Below are 21,134 nucleotides of genomic sequence, written 5' to 3' on the forward strand. Positions count from 1 at the left end.
GGCTGCTCAGGCGCGTTCGCGCGCGCGGACGAGCACGTCGAGCACGGCCCTGGTCTGGCTCCACGGCACCGGGCTGGGCGCGCCGCCCACCATGGCGAGGAACGCCTCGATCGTCCCCTCGTAGCCGAGGCCCTTCACCGGGTCGTCGCCGGGCTCGATCACGATCGTCTCGGTGGAGTCGCGATGGTGCAGGGTGACGGTGTAGGACTCCGAGGCGGAGACGCCGAGGATCTCGACCGTGCCGGTGACGCCGTCGTCCCAGCGCAGCGCCAGCACGCCGGTGTCCTCGGAGCGCAGCGTCGTGTAGTGCCGTCTTGCCCCGGCGGCGCCGGCCAGCCGCACGGCGGGGCCGAGCAGCGCCACCAGCAGCTCCACCCCGTGAACGCCCATGGTCACCATCGTGCCGCCGCCCTCGCCGGGCGTGTCCTGCCAGGCGTTGTAGCCGTTCGCCCACAGGCCCACGTCGTGCCGTACGGTCGCCCGCACGGCCAGCAGCTCGTCACGGTCGACGCGCGCGCCGGCGAAGGCCGGGGCGAAGCGCAGCACCGAGCCCGACAGCACGCGGTCGTGGATCGGCAGCCGGTCGAGCTGCTCCAGCTGGGCGCGGGTGGCGGCGGCGGGCTTGTTGACGAAGCAGGGCGCGCCCGTCTCCAGCACCCTGGCCAGCGCCCGCGGGACCTGCGGGTTGGGCACGGTCAGCACCACGCCGTCGGGGGCGCCGGACAGCGCCTCCTCCAGGCTCGCCGCCACCTTCGCGCGGGGGTGCTCGTCGGTGAAGCGCCGCAACCGCTCCGGGTCCTGCTCCCAGACGACGAGGTCGGCGTGGCGGGCCAGGGTGCGGGCGTCGGTGTAGGGGTGGCTGGTGGCGAGGCCGGCCAGAGCGATACGCACGGCTGTCTCCCTTTCATGCACGTCTGCCAGAAATGCCAAACATCATCCCAGCGCCTCGGCCGTTCCCGGGGATCACGGGTGTTGACAGTCTCGCGATCCGCTGATTACGGTCGGGTCCGTTACTGGTGCTATCCGAGGTCCATCCTCACGCTTCACGCATTTCAGGTGTGACCGTAATCCAGAAACCCGTCGGGAGCCCCATGTCCTGGTTACGCCGGCTTCTCGTCCTGCCCGCCGCCGCGGCCCTCCTTCTCACGGGGTCGCCGCCTGCCGCCCACGCCCAGACCGCGCCATCGCGCTGCGGCCCCACCGGCGGCCCGATCACCTCGTACGGACCCGCGAGCGTCACCAACGCGCTCGGCAACGCCGTGTTCGTCGGCGACACGCTGTACGCCGTCACCCGCGGCCTGTCGCCCAACGTGGTCGGCGCGTACGACACCGCAGCGGACGCGGTGACCGCCCACCACGACATCCCCACCGGCATCGGCGCCTGGGCGATGACCAAGGTCGGCACCGACGTCTACGTCGGCACGCACGGCCCCGCCGACCTGTACAAGCTGGACACCCTCACCGGCCAGGTGAGCGAGGTGGCCTCCTTCGAGGACACCTACGTCTGGAACATGGCCGCCTCCCCCGACGGCAAGGTCTACCTCGGGATGTCCCCGACGGGCCGGGTGGTGGAGTACGACCCGGCCTCCGGCGCCACCCGCGACCTCGGCGTCGCCGTCCAGGGCGAGGAGTACGTCCGGAGCATCGCCGCCGACGACACCACCGTCTACGCGGGCGTCGGCAGCCACGCCCACCTGGTCGCCATCGACCGCGCCACCGGCGTCAAGCGCGAGATCAGCCCGCCCGAGCTGGCCTCCCGGGATTTCGTGGCCAGCATGGCGATGAACGACACCCACCTGGCGATGGGCATCTCGTCGCAGGGCGAGCTGCTCGTGCTCGACAAGGACGACCCGGGCGACTACCGGATCGCCGCCGCCCCCGGCGAGAAGTACGTCACCTCGGTGGCCTTCCTCGGCGAGCACGTCTACTTCACCGGCCGCCCCACGGGCACGCTGTACCGCTACCACCTGGAGACAGGTGAGGTGGAGGCGCTCGGGGTGCCGTACCCGGAGGCGGGCACGCAGGTCCTGCACGCGCACGACGGCAAGATCTGGGGCACCCAGGACGGCGCGGTCTTCGTCTACGACCCGGCCACCGGCGAGCTGGAGTACCGCAACCTCGTCGCCCGGGGCATGCGCGCCGGCCCCGAGCAGCCGATGACCGTCTTCTCCGACGGCACGTACGTCTACGTTTCCGGCAAGGGCGGGATGCAGGTCCACGGCCCCGACGGCGAGTCGCGCCGCGTCGGCATGCCCGGCGAGCCCAAGTCCATGGCCCTCGTGGACGGCCGCCTGTACCTCGGCGTCTACACCCAGGCGCTGCTCTACGGCCACGACCCGGGCAGTGACGAGGCGAGCCTGCTGACCGGGATCGGCAACCGGCAGGACCGGCCGCGCGACATGGCCCACGACGCGGACACCGGCCTGATCGCGATCGGCACCCAGCCGGAGCCCGGCCAGGAGAACGGAGCCCTGTCGCTCTACGACCCGCGCACCGGCGAGCTGGACGTGCGCCGTCCCGTCGTGCCCGACCAGAGCGTCTACTCGGTGGCCGCCGCCGAAGGCGTCGCCTACCTCGGGACGTACATCCAGGAGGGCTTCGGCCTGCCGCCCAAGACCTCCACCGCCCGGCTGGCCGCCTATGACCTGCGCGAGCGCAAGCTGCTCTGGCAGATGGAGCCGGTGCCTGGAGCGGCCTTCGTCGCCGACGTCGTACGCCATCGCGGCCGCCTCTACGGGGTGACGGACACAGGCGTGCTCTTCGAGGTGGACCCGGCACGCCGGCAGGTGACGAGGACCACGAAGGTCGGCGCGTTCGGCGGCGACCTGGTGATCCAGGCCGGTCAGGTGTACGGCGTCTCAGGCGAAACGGTGAACAAGGGCGACCGGGTCTACCGGGTGGACCTGCGCGCCTTCACGACCCACACCGTCGCCGACGGGCTGGCCGGCGACTGGTTCGACGGCGCCAAGCTCGCCGCCGACCACTGCGGTCTGTACACGCTGCGCGGGCGCGACCTGGTCCGGATCGACACCCCCCACGGAAGGAACTGAGCATGCGCTTGACCACGATCCTGCTGGCGGCCCTGTTATTCGGTACGGGCGCCCCCGCGGCGCTCGCGCAGGACGAACCGCGGCCGCCCGTCGGCACGGTCACCGACTTCGGCGTCCAGTCGACGGCGCTCACGGTGTTCGAGGGCTTCTTCGGCGCCGACACGACCGGGCGTCCCGTCGTCTACAGCGTCCAGATGGGCACGCCCGGCGTGCTCGCCGTGGTCGACCCCGTCACCCGCGAGCACCTGCACACGGCGACGATGGCCGACTCGTCGGGCGCCTGGGCCGTCACCCAGGCCAGTGACGGGTCCGTGTACACGGGCAGCTACCCGAACGCGCACGTCTACCGCTACGACCCGCAGAGCGACGAGATGACCGACCTGGGCGCGCCGGTGCCCGGGCAGACCGTGCTCTACGGGTTCCAGCCCGGCGAGGACGGCAAGATCTACGGCGGCACCTACCCGGGCGCGCACGCGTTCTCGTACTCGCCGTCCGAGGGCTTCCGCGACCTCGGCGTCATGTACGAGGGCCAGCAGTACGTCGTCGACGTCGCCGTCGACACCGAGCGCGAGGTGCTGTGGGCCGCCATCGGCTCCGCCGGCCACCTGGTCAGGATGGACCTGCGGACGGGCGAGAAGCGCGACATCTGGCCCGAGGAGCTGCGCGGCGACGCGAACTACCCGGCGGACATCAACCTGGTCGGCGGCAAGCTGTTCGTCAAGCGCAACAAGCTCGACGGGATCGTGCTCGACCCCGACACCGGCGCGGTGCTGGCGCGCGACTTCACCATCAGCTCGCGCGGCACCACCCGCGTGGCGGACGGCTCGTACGTCTACTTCACCTCCGGCACGACGCTGTGGCGCTACGACCTGACGACCGACACCCCCGAGCCCGTCCCCGGCCCCGTGACCGCGGGCGGTCCCGGCGTGGGCTGGGGCTTCGTGGACGGCCGGCTCTACGGGCTGATCGGCAACTACGCGCAGGACGCGCTGTCGTACGACCCGGCCACGGGCGCCTCGGAGCGGTTCAAGCTGCCCTTCCCGGCCCAGCCGATCGACATCAACAACGTCAGCGCCGGCCAGGACGGCAAGATCTACACGAACCTCTACATCAACGGCACCGTCGCCACGCTCGACCCGGCCACGGGGAAGGTCACCGAACTCGGCCGGGTGGCGCAGACCGACGGCTGGTTCTGGCACGAGGGCACGATGTACCTCGGCACCTATCCCAACGGCGCCGTCCTGGAGTACGACCCGTCGCAGCCGTTCAGGAGCGGCAGCAACCCGCGTGAGCTGTTCCGCCTCATCGGCGACGGCCAGAACCGCCCGCACGCCTTCGCCGCCGCCGCAGGCAAGCTGTACGTCGGCACCACGCCCGACTACGGCCTGTGGGGCGGCGCCCTGACGGTCTACGACTTCGCCACGGGCGAGCATGACGTGATCAAGCCGCCCGTCGCCGACCAGGGCGTGATCTCCCTCGTGGCGCGCGGCGGCACCCTGTGGGGCGGCACGACGATCAACGGCGGTGGCGGCACCACCCCGAAGGCCGACGAGGCCAAGATCTTCACCTTCGACCTGGCCACCGGCACGAAGACGTCGGAGTTCGTGCCCGTGCCGGGGGCGGACTCGATCACCTCGATCGTGGAGGGCCCGGACGGCCTGCTATGGGGCCTGGCCGACGGCGAGCTGTTCGTCCTCGACCCGGACACCTCCGAGGTGCGGCGCCGGGTGGACCTGCCCGGCGGGTACGGCGGTGTCCAGGACGAGCTGCACGTCAATCCGGACGAGCACGTCTACGCCTCGCTCGACGGTCACCTGCTGCGCATCGACCCCCTGTCCATGGACGTCACCGAACTGCGGGAGGACGGGACGTACCGCTCCAGCCAGGACGCCGCGGGCAACCTGTGGTTCCGCAGCGGCGTCAAGGGCGTCAACAACGCCGTGCAGGGCGGCGCCCGGCTGCTGCGGTACACGCCGCCCGCGGACGCCTGCGCCGGCTCCGACCTGTCGCGCGAGGTGACCGTCAAGGACGTCGGCAGCGGCGTGCCCAACCGCTACCGTCCTGACGGCTGCACGATCGAGGACCTGATCGAGGACGAGGATCACACGGGCTCCGGCCTCGTGGGTCACGTCGGCAAGGTCGTCGGGCAGCTGATCACCGCGAAGGCGATCACCGCCGCCGAAGGCACGGAGCTCATCGAAGCCGCCCGCCGGGCGAGCTGACCCACCCACGCAGTGATCGGTCGGCCATCGCGCGATCATCAGGTGTTCGTGAGAACAACCGGAGATCGCGCGGTGGCCACCCGCGCGACGGTGCGGCCCTCGACGGTCCCACGGCCTCAGCGCTCACCTGACGGGTGAACGCGGCCCTGCACGAACTCCCCTTGTTCCGCACGGAGCTGCATGGGCGGACAACAAGCGCGCAGCGATGGCCCTGGGCTTGCGACAGCCCCAAGGGCGTTTGCGCAGCTCAGGCAAGCCTTCCCTTCGTTGCGGATCTTGGGCCACTTATGCCACATTCAAGGCAAGAGATGGCAAAACGGGAGGATTTTCATGACCATCGAGCTCGCCCGGCCGTACTCCCCCGAGCAGCACCACAGCCACCGGGACGTCACCGGCGGCTGGCTGCGGCCGGCGGTGTTCGGGGCGATGGACGGGCTCGTGTCCAACTTCGCGCTGATCGCCGGCGTGGTCGGCGCGGCCGGGGCCGGGCGGGGGGCGGTGCTGGCCGGGTTCGCCGGGCTGGTGGCCGGGGCCTGCTCCATGGCGGCCGGCGAGTACACGTCCGTGAAGTCGCAGACCGAGCTGATGCGCGCCGAGATCGCCGTCGAGCGGCGCGAGCTGGCCCGCAACCCCGTGGGCGAACGGGCCGAGCTGGCGGCGCTCTACCGCTCGCGCGGCCTCGACCCGGAGCTGGCCGAGCGGGTGGCCGAGGGCCTGTCGGCCGATCCGGAGCAGGCGCTGCGGGTGCACGTGCGCGAGGAGCTGGGCGTCGATCCTGACGACCTGCCCTCGCCGCGGCTGGCCGCGGTGTCGTCCTTCTGCGCGTTCGCCACGGGGGCGCTGGTGCCGCTGGCGCCGTTCCTGTTCGGGGCGTCGGGCCTGCTGGTCGCCCTGTTGGTGAGCATGATCGCGCTGTTCGGGTTCGGAGCGGCGGTGGCGGTGATGACCGCGCGGCCGTGGTGGCTGGGCGGGCTGCGCCAGCTCGTCCTCGGCATGGGCGCCGCCGCCGTGACGTTCGGCCTGGGCCACCTGCTCGGCGTCACCGTCTCCTGACCCCGCCACCCGGCACCGGCAGGAAACGCTGCTTGGCGAACTGGTGCCGCAGCGTGCCGTCACCCGTGGTTCGGAGCGCCGCCCATCCAGCGACACTCCCGCCGCGTGACGGGTTACCGGCGGGTGAGGGCGACCGCCGCGTGACCGGCGACCGCCGCGTGACCGGCGGGTGACCCGTTACGGGCGGGTGACGGTGGCCAGTCGGATGCCGAGGCCGATGAGGGCGGCGCCGGTCAGGCCGTCGACGGCCCGGCGCACGCCCGGCCGGGCGAACACCTTGCGCAGCGTCCCCACGACGCCCGCCACGAGCAGGAACCAGGCGACCGTGCCCGCCAGCGCGACCGCCGACAGCACCAGCGTCTCCCCCATGCCCGCGCCCGAGCTGACGAACTGCGGCACCAGGGCCACGAAGAACAGCGCGGCCTTGGGGTTGAGGACGTTCGTGAGCAGTCCTTCGGCGAACGCCGCCCACGGCCCCCGTCTGACGGCGGCGGCGGTGTCGAGCTCCAAGGCGCCGCCCCCGCCCAGGGCCGCGCGCAACGACCTGACGCCGAGGTAGAGCAGGTAGGCCGCGCCGACGACCTTGACGACGGTGAACGCCGCCGCCGAGGCCGCCATCAGCGCCGCGATGCCGGTGGCCGCCGCCACCACCCAGGCGGACACGCCGACGGCGATCCCCACGGCTGCCGCCATGCCGTGGCCCCGGCCCGAGATCGCGGAGCGGCGTACGACGACGGCGAAGTCGGGCCCCGGCGACATCGCCCCGAGCAGCACAATCCCGCCAAACGCCACGATATGCGTCATAGAGGTCATGGCGGCCACCGTACAAGGACGCGTCCCTCGGGCACCACGGCCGAACGCTCCCACGTCCACGTCGGCACGGTGATCATCTCCGCCGGGCGGTCGAGCGGCACCGGCGTGTCGAGCAGCGCGGAGCACGGGCTGAGCGGCAGGCCACCCCCCGGGATGACCACGGTGTCGAGCGGGGTGCGGCAGGTCGCCCCGTCGGGCTCGTCCCGCTCACCGGGCACCCACGCGGCCTGCCCCGAGAAGGCGACGTACGCCAGCGCCCCACACGGCGCGGCGCCCGAGTGGCGCAGCGTGCCGGCGGGCAGCCAGCCGTGCTGCCCGGGCGTGAGGACGACGCCCGAGACGTGCAACTCGCCGGTCAGCAGCACGAGCTCCTCCCCCGCCAGGTAGCGGCCGCGCTCGTGCCGCGCCCAGCCGGGCGGGAAGCGGACGAGCGCCGCCGAACCGCCCAGCCGGGCCAGCCGCACCGGGAGGTTGGACCCCGGGATCAGGAAGGGGTGGCCGGGCAGCTCCGCGTCGTCGAGCAGGTCGATCAGCACGGCCGTCGGTCAGCGCCTGCGGCGCCACTTCTTGAGGATGGTGCGCAGCGTCAGCAGCAGCACGACCGCCACGAACTGGCCGCCGAGCACGATGCGGTTGACGTCGATGGCGGGCCGCCAGATCGCGTCGCCGTCCTTGAGCACGAAGACCCCCGCCGGGGTGGCGCCGAACCCGTAGCCGCCCCCGCTGCCGTCGCCCTGCTCCCCCTTCTCGCTCTTGCCCTGCCCCTGGCGCCCGCCGCCGCCCTGGGCGATGCGGGCGACGGGGATGACCACCACGTCGCCGTGGCGGACGGGCTCCCCGAAGACACGTTTGACGGTCGCGACGTCCTTCGACTGCTCCACCATCTCCATGATGTCCATCCCGCCATCGTCACCCGGAGGACCCGCCCGCGTCGATGCCGTATCGGTCGAGGATCAGTCGAAGGTGGTGGAGATCTCGTGCCAGCCGCCCGGCGGGATGTCCTGCGCCGGCTGCGGCCCCCACGAGCCCCTCGCGTACACCAGCGGCGGGTCGGGCAGGTCGAGCACCGGCTGGACGATCCGCCACGACTCCTCCACCAGGTCGAACCTGGCGAACCTGCGCGGGTCGCCGCTGACGGCGTCGGCCATGATGCGCTCGTAGGCCGCCTCCAGGGGCCCGAGCACCTTGGTGAAGTCGACGCTCACCGGCACCGGCCGGGTGCGCTGCCGGCCCGGCTCCTTGGCCAGCAGGTCGAACGTCACGCCCGCGTCGGGCTGCAGCCGGAACCTGATGAGGTTGGGGCTGTCGGGGGCGCCGCCGTTGGCGAACATCGCCACCGGGGGGCGGCGCAGCTCGGCGACGATCTCCAGGTCGGTCATCGGCATCGCCTTGCCGGAGCGGATGCACCACGGCACCCCGGCCCAGCGCCAGTTGTCGATGTAGGCGCGCAGCGCGACGTAGGTCTCCGTCGTGGAGCCGGGACGCACGCCCTCGGTGTCGAGGTAGCCGTCGTACTGGCCCCGGACGACGTCGGCGGGCGAGATCGGCTGGACCGCGCGCAGCACCCGCCACTTCTCGTCGAGCTGGGCCCGGGCGTCCTTGGACGGCGGCGCGTCCATGGCCAGGATGGCCAGCAGCTGCAGCAGGTGGTTCTGGACGACGTCGCGGATGGTGCCGTTGGCGTCGTAGAAGCCGCCGCGCTCGGTGACGTCGAAGTCCTCGGCCAGGGTGATCTGGACGCTGCGGATGTAGGAGCGGTTCCAGATGGGCTCCAGCAACATGTTGGCGAACCGGAACACCATGAGGTCCTCGACCGGCTCCTTGCCCAGGAAGTGGTCGACCCGGCGCAGGTGGTCCTCGTCGAAGTACTTGAGCAGCTCGGCGTTGAGGGCGCGGGCCGAGTCGAGGTCGTGCCCGAACGGCTTCTCCACCACGAGCCTGGCCTCGCGGTTGAGGCCCTCGCCCGCCAGCCCCTCGGCGACCGAGGCGAACAGCGACGGCGGCACCGCGAGGTAGTGGACGAGGAAGCCCTTGCCCTCGGCCTCGTCGCGCAGCCGCGCGAAGACGGCGGGGTCGCCGTAGTCGCCGCTGACCAGCCGAAGGTTGCCGGCCAGCTTGTCGAACGCCGCGTCGTGGACCCCGCCGCAGGCCGCGCGGACGTGCTCGCGCAGCCCGTCGAGGTCGAGGTCGGTCCTGGCCACGCCGATGATCGGCAGGTCGAGCCGCCCGTCGGCCGTCAGGCGGTAGAGGGCGGGCAGGATCATCTTGCGCGCGAGGTCGCCGGTGATGCCGAACAGGACCAGCGCGCCCGCCTGCTCAGACACGCCGCCCCCGCAGCTCGCGGTAGCGGCGGATGAGCTGCTCGGTCGAGGCGTCGGGGAAGGATGTCGGCGGCGCGTCGGAGGTGAGCGCGGGCGCCAGATCGAGCGCCATCTTCTTGCCCAGCTCGACGCCCCACTGGTCGAAGGAGTCGACGCCCCAGACGGTGCCCTCGACGAAGACGACGTGCTCGTAGAGGGCGACGAGCTGGCCCAGCGTGGACGGGGTCAGCTTCGGCGCGAGGATCGTGGAGGTGGGGCGATTGCCCGGCATCACCTTGTGGGGCACGATCTCGGGCGCGGTGCCCTCGGCCGCGATCTCGTCGGCGGTCTTGCCGAACGCCAGCGCCGTGGTCTGGGCCAGCAGGTTGGCGGTCAGCTGGTCGTGCATGCCCTCGCGGTCGTCGTGGGGCTCGGCGAAGCCGATGAAGTCGGCCGGCACGAGCCTGGTGCCCTGGTGCAGGAGCTGGTAGAAGGCGTGCTGGCCGTTGGTGCCCGGCTCGCCCCAGAAGATCTCGCCGGTCGCCGCGGTGACCGGGGTGCCGTCGGCGCGCACCGACTTGCCGTTGGACTCCATCGTGAGCTGCTGCAGGTAGGCGGGGAAGCGGTGCAGCCGCTGGCTGTAGGGCAGCACGGCGCGGGTCTCGGCGCCGAAGAAGTCGGTGTACCAGACACCGAGCAGGCCCATCAGCACCGGCATGTTGGCCTCGAACGGCGCGGTGCGGAAGTGCTCGTCGACGGTGTGGAAGCCGGCCAGCATCTCGCGGAAGCGCTCGGGCCCGATGGCGATCATCAGGGAGAGGCCGATCGCGCCGTCGTACGAGTAACGGCCGCCCACCCAGTCCCAGAAGCCGAACATGTTGTCGGTGTCGATGCCGAACTCGGCGACCTTGGCCGCGTTGGTGGAGACGGCCACGAAGTGCTTGGAGACGGCGTCGTCGCCGAGCGCCTCGACCAGCCAGCGGCGCGCGACGCGCGCGTTGGTGAGCGTCTCGAGCGTGGTGAAGGTCTTGGAGCTGACCACGAACAGCGTGGTCTCGGGGTCGAGCCCGGCGAGGTTGCCGGTGATGTCGGCCGGGTCGATGTTGGAGACGAACCGGGCCGTGATGCCGGCGTCGGCGTAGTCGCGCAGCGCCTCGTAGGCCATGGCGGGGCCGAGGTCGGAGCCGCCGATGCCGATGTTGACGACGGTCTCGATGGGCTTGCCGGTGGCGCGCCGCCACTCCTTCGAGCGCACCCGGCCGGCGAAGGCGCTCATCTTGTCGAGCACGGCGTGCACGTCGGCCACGACGTCCTGGCCGTCGACGGCCAGCTCGGCGTCGCGGGGCAGCCGCAGCGCCACGTGGAGGACCGCGCGGTCCTCGCTGACGTTGATGTGCTCGCCGCGGAACATGGCCTCGATGCGCTCGCGCAGCCCGGCCCGCTCGGCCAGGGCCACCAGCAGGTCGATGGTCTCCTGCGTGGCTCGGTGTTTGGCGTAGTCGAGGTAAAGGTCGCCGGCGGTCACCGTCATGCGGCCGGCCCGGCCCGGGTCCTCCGCGAACAGCTCGCGCAGATGCCTGCCCGCGAGCTCCTCGTGGTGTTTGCCCAGGGCCGCCCACTCCTGGCTCTGGGTGATGTCGCCGTTCACGCGTCCTCCTAGAGTCCCCTGACCGGCTGATGCGCCGGTCCCATCGTCCCGTAACCCCGTACCCCGGCAGGTTGATTCCGCGCACGACGGAGCCGATTTTCAGTGGGATTCGCGGCCCACCCGGTCGCCGCTCGACCCGACGAGGAAGTCCAGATCGGCGCCGCGGTCGGCCTGGGTGACGTGCTCGACGTACAGCCGCTCCCACCCGCGCGCAGGCCGGGCGTGGCCGGTCGTGACGGGCTCCCTGGCGGCCAGCTCGGCCTCCGGCACGTCCACGTCGAGCCGGCGAGCGGCCACGTCGAGCACGATCGGGTCTCCGGTGCGCACCCTGGCCAGTGGCCCGCCGGCGGCCGCCTCGGGCGCGGCGTGCAGCACGACGGTGCCGTACGCGGTGCCGCTCATGCGGGCGTCGCTGATGCGGACCATGTCGCGCACACCCTTCTCCAGCAGCCTGGCGGGCAGCGGCAGGTTGCCGACCTCGGGCATGCCGGGGTAGCCGCGCGGTCCGCAGCCGCGCAGCACCAGCACGGAGGTCTCGTCCACGTCGAGGTCGGGCGAGTCGAGGCGGGCGTGCACGTCCTCGACGCTGTCGAAGACGACGGCCCTGCCGCGGTGGCGCAGCAGCTCGGGCGAGGCGGCGGCGGGTTTGATCACGGCGCCGTCGGGCGCCAGGTTGCCGCGCAGCACGGCGATCCCGGCGTCGGGCAGCAGCGGTGCCGCGCGCCGCCTGATGACGTCCTCGTCGAGGATCTCGGCGCCGGCCAGGTGCTCGGCCAGGGGCCGCCCGGTCACGGTGATCGCGGACGGGTCGAGCAGGTCCTCGACCTCCTTGAGCACGGCGGCGAGGCCGCCGGCGCGGAAGAGGTCGTCCATGAGGTGCCGCCCCGCGGGCTGCAGGTCCACCAGCAGGGGCACGCCGGAACCGGTGCGGTCGAAGTCGTCCAGGGTGAGCTCGACGCCCAGCCTTCCCGCGATGGCGAGCAGGTGGACGACGGCGTTCGTGGAGCCGCCGACGGCGGCCAGGGTGACGATGGCGTTCAGGAACGAGGCCCTGGTCATCACGTGGCTCGGGCGGCGGCCCGCCTTGACCAGCTCGACCGCGAGGCGGCCGCTCTGGTGGGAGCGTTCGAGCAGGCGGCTGTCGGCGGCGGGGGTGCCGGCGGTGCCGGGCAGGGTCATGCCGAGCGCCTCGGCCACGCAGGCCATGGTGGAGGCGGTGCCCATCGTGTTGCAGTGGCCGCGGCTGCGGATCATGGACGACTCCGACTCCAGGAACGCCTCGCGGGAGAGCGTTCCGGCGCGTACCTCCTCGCTGAGGCGCCACACGTCGGTGCCGCAGCCGAGCGGGGCGCCCCGGAAGTGGCCGGTCAGCATGGGACCGCCGGGCACCACGAGCGCGGGCAGGTCCACCGAGGCGGCGGCCATGAGCAGGGACGGGATCGTCTTGTCGCACCCGCCGAGCAGCACCACGCCGTCGATGGGGTTGGCGCGCAGCATCTCCTCGGTCGCCATGGCGGCCAGGTTGCGCCAGAGCATGGCCGTGGGGCGCACGTTCGTCTCCCCCAGGGAGACGACGGGCAGGTTGAGCGGCACGCCGCCGGCCGCCCACACGCCGTCCATGACGCTGCGGGCGACCTCGTTCAGGTGGGCGTTGCAGGGAGTGAGGTCGGAGGCGGTGTTGGCGATCGCGATGTGCGGTTTTCCGCCCTCGAACGCCTCGCGTGGCAGCCCCCGCCGCATCCACGCCCGGTGGATGTAGGAGTTGCGGTCGTCCCCCGAATACCAGTGCGAACTCCTGAACCCCATATGCGGCAGCTTATCCAGCCTGAGGGGGATTCAGCACGGCGTGTGGGGAAGCAGCAGGGGATGGAGCACATCGACGCGTACTGGCGGGCGGCGAACTACCTGTCCGTCGGGCAGATCTACCTGCTGGACAATCCGCTGCTGACCGAGCCGCTGCGGCCCGAGCACATCAAGCCGCGTCTGCTCGGTCACTGGGGGACGACGCCCGGGCTGAACTTCTGCTTCGCCCATCTCAACCGGGTGATCCGCGAGCGGGACCAGGACATGATCTACATCTGCGGCCCCGGGCACGGCGGCCCGGGGGCGGTGGCGCACGCGTGGCTGGAGGGGTCGTACTCCGAGCGTTATCCGGACGTGTCGCAGGACGCGGAGGGCATGCGGCGGCTGTTCCGCCAGTTCTCCTTCCCCGGCGGCATCCCGAGCCACGCCGCGCCGGAGACGCCTGGGTCGATCCACGAGGGCGGCGAGCTGGGATACGCCCTCACGCACGCGTACGGCGCGGCCTTCGACAACCCCGAGCTGGTGGTGGCCTGCATCGTGGGCGACGGCGAGGCCGAGTCGGGCCCTCTGGCCGCGAGCTGGCACTCCAACAAGTTCCTCGACCGCCGCCGCGACGGCGTCGTGCTGCCCATCCTCCACCTGAACGGCTACAAGATCGCCAACCCGACCGTGCTGGCCCGCATCCCCGAGCAGGAGCTGCTCAAGCTCATGGAGGGGTACGGCTACCGCCCCCACCTGGTGGGCCCCGACCACGCGGAGATGGCGGGCACCCTGGACACCGCGTTCGAGCAGATCGCCGCGTACAAGGCGGGCGACGCCGACCGGCTGCCGATGATCATCCTGCGCACGCCGAAGGGCTGGACGGGGCCGCGCGAGGTGGACGGCAAGCCGGTGGAGGGCACCTGGCGCGCCCACCAGGTGCCGCTGGCCAAGGTCCGCGAGAACCCGACCCACCTGGGGATGCTGGAGGAGTGGATGCGGTCGTACCGGCCGGAGGAGCTGTTCGGCTCCGAAGGGCGGCCGGCGCGGGAGATCCGCGAGACGGTGCCGCACGGCACCCGCAGGATGAGCGCCAACCCGCACGCCAACGGCGGCGAACTGCTGGAGCCGCTGCGGCTGCCCGACTTCCGCAGGACGGCGATCGAGGTCAAGTCGCCGGCCTCGCAGTCGAGCGAGCCCACGCGGGTGCTCGGCGGGTGGCTGCGCGACGTGATCGCCGCCAACCCGGCCACGTTCCGGCTGCTGGGCCCGGACGAGACCGCCTCGAACCGGCTGTCGGACGTCTTCGAGGTCACCGACCGGGCCTGGAACGCCGAGCTGCTGCCGACCGACGAGAACCTGGGCGCGGGCGGCCGGGTCATGGAGGTGCTCAGCGAGCACCTGTGCCAGGGCTGGCTGGAGGGTTACCTGCTGACCGGCCGGCACGGGCTGTTCAACTGCTACGAGGCGTTCATCCACATCATCGACGCGATGTTCAACCAGCACGCCAAGTGGCTGGAGTCGTCGCAGAAGATCCCGTGGCGGCGGCCGGTGGCGTCGCTGACGTACCTGCTGTCGTCGCACGTGTGGCGGCAGGACCACAACGGCTTCAGCCACCAGGACCCCGGCTTCCTCGACGTGGTGATCAACAAGAAGGCGTCGGTGGTGCGGGTCTACCTGCCGCCGGACGCCAACACGCTGCTGTCGGTGGCCGACCACTGCCTGCGCTCGCGCGACTACGTCAACGTGATCGTGGCGGGCAAGCAGCCGGTGCTGGACCTGTTCACGATGGAGGAGGCGATCGCGCACAACACGCGCGGTCTCGGCATCCTGCCGTGGGCCTCCACCGACGACGGCACCGAGCCGGACGTCGTGCTGGCCTGCGCCGGCGACGTGCCGACGCTGGAGACGCTGGCCGCCGCGGCGCTGCTGCGCGAGCACCTGCCGGAGCTGAAGGTGCGCGTGATCAACGTGGTCGACCTCATGCGGCTGCAGCCGGCGACGGAGCACCCGCACGGCATGTCGGACGCCGAGTTCGACACGCTGTTCACCGTCGACAAGCCGGTCATCTTCGACTTCCACGGCTACCCGTCGCTCATCCACCAGCTCACCTACCGCCGCCACGGCCACGGCAACATCCACGTGCGCGGCTACAAGGAGGAGGGCACCACGACGACACCGTTCGACATGGCGATGCTCAACGACATCGACCGCTACCACCTGGTCATGGACGTCATCGACCGCGTCCCCGGCCTCGGCTCCAGGCAGGCGCATCTGCGCCAGCGCATGAGCGACGAGCGGCTGCGGGCGCGCCAGTACACCCGAGACCACGGCGAGGACCCCGCGGAGATCAGAACGTGGACATGGCAGGCCGCATTCTCGTCCTGAACACCGGCTCCTCGTCCATCAAGTACGAGCTCGTGGACATGCGCACCCGCGAACGGCCCGCGCGCGGACTGGTCGAGCGCATCGGCGAGGAGCAGGGCAGGCTCGTCCACCACGCGGGCGACGCTCCCCCGTACGAGCGGCGGGAGCACTTCGCCGGGCACGACGAGGGGCTGGCCGCGGTCATGGAGGCGTTCCGGACGACCGGGCCGGAGCTGGACCCGGTCGCGGTCGGGCACCGGGTGGTCCACGGCGGCGACCGGTTCGACCGGGCCGTGCTCGTCGACGACGGCGTGATCGCCGCCATCGAGGAGCTGGCCCCGCTGGCGCCGCTGCACAACCCGGTCAACCTGGCCGGCATCCGGGTGGCGCGCGAGGCGTTCCCCGAGGTGCCGCAGGTGGCGGTGTTCGACACGGCGTTCCAGCTGACGCTGCCGCCGGAGGCGTACACGTACGCGGTGCCGCGCGAGTGGCGCGAGCGGCTCGGCGTGCGGCGCTTCGGCTTCCACGGCACCTCCTGCGCGTACGTCTCCCGCCGCGCCGCCGCCTTCCTCGGCCGCGACCTGGCGGAACTCGACCTGATCGTGCTGCACCTGGGCAACGGGGCCAGCGCGACCGCGATCTCCGGCGGGCGCAGCGTGGACACCTCCATGGGCCTGACGCCCCTGGAGGGGCTGGTGATGGGCACCCGCTCGGGCGACGTCGACCCCGCCCTGCCCGGCTACCTCGCCCGCGTGGCCGGACTGGACGCCGAGCACGTGGAGAACCTGCTCGGCCACCAGGGCGGGCTGCGCGCGCTGGCCGGCACCCTGGACATGCGGGAGGTGCGGGCCCGCGACGACGCCGAGGCCCGCCTGGCGCTGGCCGTCTACACGCGGCGCATCCGCAAGTACGTCGGCGCCTACTACGCGCTGCTCGGCCGGGCTGACGCGATCGTGTTCGCCGGCGGCGTGGGCGAGCACGACGCCGCCACCCGCGCCGAGTCGCTGACGGGCCTGGAGCGGCTCGGCATCGCGGTGGACCCGGCGCGCAACGAGGCGCCCTCGCAGGAGGAGCGCGCGGTGTCGCCGCCGGGGGCCGAGGTGGCGGTGCTGGTCGTCCCCACGGACGAGGAAGGGGAGATCGCCCGCCAGGCGCTCGACCTCATCACCCGATCCGCCGGGGACACCTGATGATGCGCGCTCGGGAAAGGCGGACCCATCCTGGCGGAAAGTAACGGCTCGAGTGCGGCAGGGTACACCTTGGAGGGGTAACTCGTTGGTAGGGTGTCCGGAAATGTGCAGCTCTGGACAGGTGGGATAGGTGGAGGTCGAACAGACAGCACTGCCCGGGATCGGCCTGAGGCATGATTTCACCACGCGGAGAGGGCAGCGGGTGGGGGTCATCTCCCACCGCACCGGCCGCCGCGACCTGGTGATCTACGACAAGGACGATCCTGACGCGGTCTGCCACACGGTCAAGCTCAACGACGAGGAAGCCGACGCGCTCGCCGAGCTGCTCGGCGCGCCCCGCATCGTGCAGCGGCTCAACCAGCTCCACCAGCAGGTGGCGGGCCTGGTGAGCGTGCAGCTGCCGATACCGGCGGGCTCCCCGTACGCCGGCCGCCCCATGGGCGACGCCCGGGTGCGGACGCGGACGAGCGCCTCGATCGTGGCCGTGGTCCGCGCCGGGCAGGTGTTCGCCAGCCCCGGCCCCGAGTTCGTGTTCGACGCGGGTGACGTGGTGGTGGTCGTCGGCAGCGAGGACAGCACCGCCGATGTCGCCGGCATCCTGGCAGAAGGGTAGGGCCGCGGGTTGCACCATACCGCGGTCATTTTTCTGGAGTTCGGTGCTGTCGTCCTCGGCTTGGGCGTGCTCGGCGCGCTGGCCCTGCGCGTCGGCATCTCCCCCATCCCGCTCTACCTGATCGCCGGGCTGGCGTTCGGCACGGGCGGCGTGCTGCCGCTGGCGACGAGCGAGGACTTCATCTCGGTCGGCGCCGAGCTGGGCGTGGTCCTGCTGTTGCTCACCCTGGGCCTGGAGTACAACGCCGACGAGCTCGTGACGAGCCTCACCAGCAACGCCCGCGCGGGCATCGTCGACCTGGTGCTCAACGCGGCGCCGGGCGCGATCATCGCCTTACTCCTGGGCTGGGGGCCGGTGGCGGCCGTCGCCATGGCGGGCGTCACGTACGCGACCTCGTCGGGCATCACCGCCAAGGTGCTGTCCGACCTCGGATGGATCGGTAACCGCGAGACGCCGACGGTGCTGTCGCTGCTGGTCTTCGAAGACCTCACGATGGCGATCTACCTGCCGGTGCTGACGACCATGCTGGCCGGGCTGAGCCTGGTGAGCGGGGCCATCTCGGTGGGCATCGCGCTGGCGACGGTGAGCGTGGTGCTCGTCCTGGCGCTGAAGTTCGGGCGCTTCATCGAGGCGTTCGTGCGCAGCCCCAACTCCGAGGTGCTGCTGCTCAAGGTCGTCGGGCTGGCCCTGCTGGTGGCGGGTCTGGCCCAGCAGCTGCAGGTGTCGGCCGCCGTGGGCGCGTTCCTGGTGGGGATCGCGCTGTCGGGTCAGCTGGCCGAGGACGCGCGGGCGCTGCTGGCACCGCTGCGCGACCTGTTCGCGGCGATCTTCTTCGTGTTCTTCGGCCTGCAGACCGACCCGGCGAAGATCCTGCCGGTGGCCGGGCTGGCGGCGCTGCTGGCCCTGGTCAGCATGATCACGAAGCTGCTGACCGGCGCGTACGCGGCCAAACGGGCGGGCATCGCCAGGGCCGGACGCGCCCGCGCGGGCATCGCGCTGATCCCGCGCGGCGAGTTCAACATCGTCATCGCCGGTCTGGCCGTGGGCGCGGGCGTCCACCCCGACCTGGGGGCGCTGGCGGCGGCGTACGTGCTGATCCTGGCGGCGTTCGGGCCGCTGGCGGCCAAGCTCGTGCAGCCGTTCATCACGGCCATCGCGAAACGGGCCTGAACGGGCGATCGGCGCGCGGAAGCGGCGGGTTCACCGCGAGAATGGCGGTGTGCTCGCCGCCGAACTCACCCCCGCCGAACTCACCCCCGCGGAGCAGGCCGTGGCCGACGCCGTACCACGCGGGCGGAAGGCGGATCTGCGGGCGGGGGATCCCGCCGCCGACTCCCCCGCCCGCGCGGACTCCTGGGGCGCCGAGCGGGTCGTCCGGGCGGACGTGCTGGCCGGGCTGCTGCTCGCCGAGTACGCCGGGCCGGCCGACAAGCCCGCGCTGCGCCTGGCCGGGGCCCGGATCACCGGGCGGCTCCACCTGGGCTTCGCCGAGGTGGGCTTCCCGGTCACGTTCGAGGAATGCGCCTTCGACCAGCCGCCCGATCTGTACCAGGCCCGCACCCGCTTCCTGAGCTTCGCCGACTCGCGACTGCCCGGCCTGGTCGCGTCCAACCTCCAGGTCGAGGGCAATCTGCGGCTGAACGGCTGCCACGTCACCGGCGAGGTGCGCCTGCACGGCGCCCGCGTCACCGGCAACCTCACGCTCAGCGGCGCGCGCCTCGAGCACCCCGGCGGCGTCGCGATCAACGGCGAGCAGCTCGACGTCGGCGGCGACCTGCGCGCCGAGGACGGCTTCGCCTGCCACGGCGAGATCGTCCTCACCGCGGCCAGGATCGGCTCCGCGGTGCGCCTCGACGGCGCGCGCCTGCGGGCGCCCGGCGGGCTCGCGTTCGGCGCGTCCAACCTGGACGTCCAGGTGGGGCTGTTCGCCCGGCGGATGGAGGTCGACGGCGAGGTCCGGCTGCGCCATGCCCGCGTCGGCGGCCCGCTGACGCTGCGCGGCTCGCGGCTGCGCAATCCCGGCGGCCTGGCGGTGCGCGGGGGCGGGCTGAACGCCGAGGGCGGCCTGTTCCTGTCGCTGGTCGAGGCCGAGGGCATGGTGCGGCTGGAGGCGGCGAGGATCGGCCGCACGCTCGGCCTCGACGGCGCGCTGCTGCGCCACCCCGGCGGCGTGGCGCTGGCGGGCGACGGCCTGGCCGTGGACGGCTCGCTGCTGGCCCGCGAGGGCATGGCGGCCGAGGGCGAGATCAGCCTGTGCGACGCCTCCGTCACCGGGTCCGCCCATTTCGAGGGCGCCCGGCTGGCCAACCCGGGCGGCGCCGCCCTGTCGGCCAACGGCATCACGGTCGGCAAGATGCTCAAGCTCTGCGACGGCTTCTCCGCGCGCGGGCGGATCCGGCTGACCAACGCCCAGATCGGCAGCCGCCTGTGCTTCGACGACGCCACCCTGGAGACGCCGGGCGGCGAGGCGCTCAAGTGCTGGCGGTTGGAGACGCGCGAGCTGGCGCTGCGCACCGCCGAGCCGGTCGTCGGGAGGGTCGACCTGCGCTACGCCCGCATCGGGGTGCTGCGCGACAGCCCCGCCGTGTGGCCGGGCGAGGTGTGCATGGACGGGCTGGCGTACGAGGTGCTCGAACCCGTGCTGCCGGCCGCCGAGCGGCTCAGGTGGCTGCGCCGCGACCCGGACGGCTACCTGCCGAACGCCTACGAGCAGCTGGCCGGCATGTACCGGCGGCTGGGCAGCGACGCCGACGCCCGCGACACGCTGCTGGCCAGCCAGCAGCGGCGCCGCGCCACCCTGCCGTGGTACGCCCGCTTCTGGGGCCACCTCCAGGACGTCACCGTCGGCTACGGCTTCCGCCCCCTGCGCGCGGCGGCGTGGCTGGCGGCGCTGCTGGCCGTGGGCACGGTGGTGTTCACGCGGGTCGAGCCGCCGGCGCTGAAACCCGGGGAGGCGCCGCACTTCAACCCGTTCGTCTACACGCTCGACCTGCTGCTGCCGATCATCGACTTCGGGCAGGAGCGGGCCTACAACCCGGGTGGCGCGACGCAGTGGCTGGCGTACGGGCTGATCGCGGCAGGGTGGGTGCTCGCCACGACGATCGCCGCCGGCCTCACCCGCTCGCTGCGGCGGGCGTGAGGCTCAGCCGTTCACCGCGCGCAGGGCGCCGGGGCGGCGGCCGGTGAGGTGGTCGAGCGCGGCCGCGGTGGCGGCGTCGGCGGCCACGTACACGACGATGCGCTGCTCGCCGTCGGACAGGTGGAGCTGCTCCCTGGCCAGCCGCAGCTCCCCGGCCTCGGGGTGGGCCAGCCGTTCCACGGGCGCGGCCGGTGGGGGCGCGGCCGGCGCGGCCATCCGGGAGGTGAACTCCTCGCCGGCCGCGAACGCCAGCTCGGCGGTCAGCTCGGCCGCGTAGTCGTCACCGGGGGCGTTGTCCAGCTTGAGCGCCGCGGCCTGCTCGTCGGCGACGCGGCTCCAGTCGGGGAAGGCGATCCTGGCGCGGGAGTCGGCGAACACGTACCTGATGAGGTTGGGATCGTCGCCGTCGAGCAGGCCGACAGGGCCGTACACGCGCTGGAAGGCCGCGGTGCGCGCGAGCACGTCGCCGATCCGGTTGAGCAGCACGGCGGGCGCGGGGTCGAGGCCGTCGAGCAGCGCCCGCACGGTCGGGCGCACCTCACGGGACGGCGCCCGCGCCGGCCCGGGGCACAGCGCGTGCCCGCCGCCCGCCACCTTGGCCAGCAGGCGCAGGTGGACGCGCTCCTCCGGGGTCATGCGCAGGGCTCCGGCGAGGGTCGCGAGCACCTGCGCGGACGGGTTGCGGTCGCGCCCCTGCTCCAGCCTGGTCAGGTATTCGACGCTGACCCCGGCCAGCGTGGCCAGCTCCGCCCTGCGCAGCCCCGGCGTGCGCCGCCGTGGTGCGTCGGGCAGGCCGACGTCTGCGGGTTTGACGGACTCGCGGCGGGCGCGCAGATAGGCGCCGAGCTCGTTGTCGGTCACGCCCCGAGTGTACGGGGCCGCCGCGCGCTCATCATGGCCCCGCGGGGGCCAGTATGGGCGCGGTCTCCCTCGCCCGGCGGCCGACCGTCAGGGTGG

General features: G+C 72.6%; 16 protein-coding genes. 8 read left to right on the plus strand and 8 right to left on the minus strand.

The window, feature by feature from the left end; all coding sequences use genetic code 11:
* Nucleotides 1-6 precede the first annotated feature (6 nt).
* On the minus strand, nt 7-891 hold the full coding sequence (locus ACIBP6_RS14365) for a Gfo/Idh/MocA family protein (RefSeq protein WP_397052187.1): 885 nt from the start codon (nt 889-891) through the stop codon (nt 7-9).
* A 200-nt stretch (nt 892-1,091) separates the two neighbouring features.
* On the opposite strand from ACIBP6_RS14365, the gene ACIBP6_RS14370 reads away from it, so the two are divergent.
* The 3 genes from ACIBP6_RS14370 to ACIBP6_RS14380 all read left to right on the plus strand — a co-directional run bounded on the left by ACIBP6_RS14370 (nt 1,092) and on the right by ACIBP6_RS14380 (nt 6,325).
* Nucleotides 1,092-3,050 carry a hypothetical protein gene (locus ACIBP6_RS14370; RefSeq protein ID WP_397052189.1) on the plus strand — a complete coding sequence of 653 codons (1,959 nt, stop codon included), beginning with the start codon at nt 1,092-1,094 and terminating at the stop codon, nt 3,048-3,050.
* Between the two features lie 2 nt (nt 3,051-3,052).
* Nucleotides 3,053-5,272 (plus strand): hypothetical protein, encoded by a 2,220-nt coding sequence (locus ACIBP6_RS14375; RefSeq protein ID WP_397052191.1) that lies wholly within the window; start codon nt 3,053-3,055, stop codon nt 5,270-5,272.
* Nucleotides 5,273-5,602: 330 nt separating this feature from the next.
* Nucleotides 5,603-6,325, plus strand: coding sequence for a VIT1/CCC1 transporter family protein (locus ACIBP6_RS14380; protein WP_397052193.1), 723 nt, complete (start codon nt 5,603-5,605; stop codon nt 6,323-6,325).
* Nucleotides 6,326-6,502: 177 nt separating this feature from the next.
* Here ACIBP6_RS14380 and ACIBP6_RS14385 read toward each other — a convergent pair whose 3' ends face one another.
* From ACIBP6_RS14385 to ACIBP6_RS14410, 6 genes are all read right to left on the minus strand, one after another.
* Nucleotides 6,503-7,117, minus strand: a complete 615-nt coding sequence (locus tag ACIBP6_RS14385; protein WP_397052195.1) for a LysE family translocator — start codon at nt 7,115-7,117, stop codon at nt 6,503-6,505.
* Nucleotides 7,118-7,134: 17 nt separating this feature from the next.
* Nucleotides 7,135-7,674 (minus strand): hypothetical protein, encoded by a 540-nt coding sequence (locus ACIBP6_RS14390; RefSeq protein ID WP_397052197.1) that lies wholly within the window; start codon nt 7,672-7,674, stop codon nt 7,135-7,137.
* Nucleotides 7,675-7,683: 9 nt separating this feature from the next.
* Complete coding sequence (locus tag ACIBP6_RS14395) at nt 7,684-8,037, minus strand: spore germination protein GerW family protein (RefSeq protein ID WP_397052199.1); 354 nt, start codon at nt 8,035-8,037, stop codon at nt 7,684-7,686.
* Between the two features lie 54 nt (nt 8,038-8,091).
* On the minus strand, nt 8,092-9,462 hold the full coding sequence (gene zwf / locus ACIBP6_RS14400) for a glucose-6-phosphate dehydrogenase (protein ID WP_397052201.1): 1,371 nt from the start codon (nt 9,460-9,462) through the stop codon (nt 8,092-8,094).
* A complete protein-coding gene (gene pgi / locus ACIBP6_RS14405; protein ID WP_397052203.1) occupies nt 9,455-11,086 on the minus strand; it encodes a glucose-6-phosphate isomerase in 1,632 nt (543 codons plus the stop codon). Before pgi ends, zwf begins: the two co-directional genes overlap by 8 nt.
* 99 nt (nt 11,087-11,185) lie before the next feature.
* Nucleotides 11,186-12,892, minus strand: a complete 1,707-nt coding sequence (locus ACIBP6_RS14410; protein WP_397052205.1) for an IlvD/Edd family dehydratase — start codon at nt 12,890-12,892, stop codon at nt 11,186-11,188.
* Between the two features lie 60 nt (nt 12,893-12,952).
* On the opposite strand from ACIBP6_RS14410, the gene ACIBP6_RS14415 reads away from it, so the two are divergent.
* From ACIBP6_RS14415 to ACIBP6_RS14435, 5 genes are all read left to right on the plus strand, one after another.
* Entirely contained in the window at nt 12,953-15,256 is a 2,304-nt protein-coding gene (locus ACIBP6_RS14415; protein WP_397052207.1) for a phosphoketolase, read from the plus strand.
* Nucleotides 15,232-16,425, plus strand: coding sequence for an acetate/propionate family kinase (locus ACIBP6_RS14420; RefSeq protein ID WP_397052209.1), 1,194 nt, complete (start codon nt 15,232-15,234; stop codon nt 16,423-16,425). The genes ACIBP6_RS14415 and ACIBP6_RS14420 overlap by 25 nt, the downstream gene beginning before the upstream one ends.
* Before the next feature lie 130 nt (nt 16,426-16,555).
* Nucleotides 16,556-17,038 carry a cation:proton antiporter regulatory subunit gene (locus tag ACIBP6_RS14425; RefSeq protein WP_132619022.1) on the plus strand — a complete coding sequence of 161 codons (483 nt, stop codon included), beginning with the start codon at nt 16,556-16,558 and terminating at the stop codon, nt 17,036-17,038.
* 9 nt (nt 17,039-17,047) lie between these two features.
* Nucleotides 17,048-18,208, plus strand: a complete 1,161-nt coding sequence (locus tag ACIBP6_RS14430) for a cation:proton antiporter (protein WP_397052211.1) — start codon at nt 17,048-17,050, stop codon at nt 18,206-18,208.
* 49 nt (nt 18,209-18,257) lie between these two features.
* Nucleotides 18,258-20,177: a hypothetical protein gene (locus ACIBP6_RS14435; protein ID WP_397052213.1), complete on the plus strand. Its 1,920-nt coding sequence runs from the start codon at nt 18,258-18,260 to the stop codon at nt 20,175-20,177.
* Nucleotides 20,178-20,180: 3 nt separating this feature from the next.
* On the opposite strand, the gene ACIBP6_RS14440 is transcribed toward ACIBP6_RS14435, so the two are convergent.
* Complete coding sequence (locus tag ACIBP6_RS14440; RefSeq protein WP_397052215.1) at nt 20,181-21,038, minus strand: helix-turn-helix domain-containing protein; 858 nt, start codon at nt 21,036-21,038, stop codon at nt 20,181-20,183.
* Nucleotides 21,039-21,134 lie beyond the last annotated feature (96 nt).

The organism is Nonomuraea terrae (genome assembly GCF_044465245.1).
Lineage (GTDB): Bacteria > Actinomycetota > Actinomycetes > Streptosporangiales > Streptosporangiaceae > Nonomuraea > Nonomuraea terrae.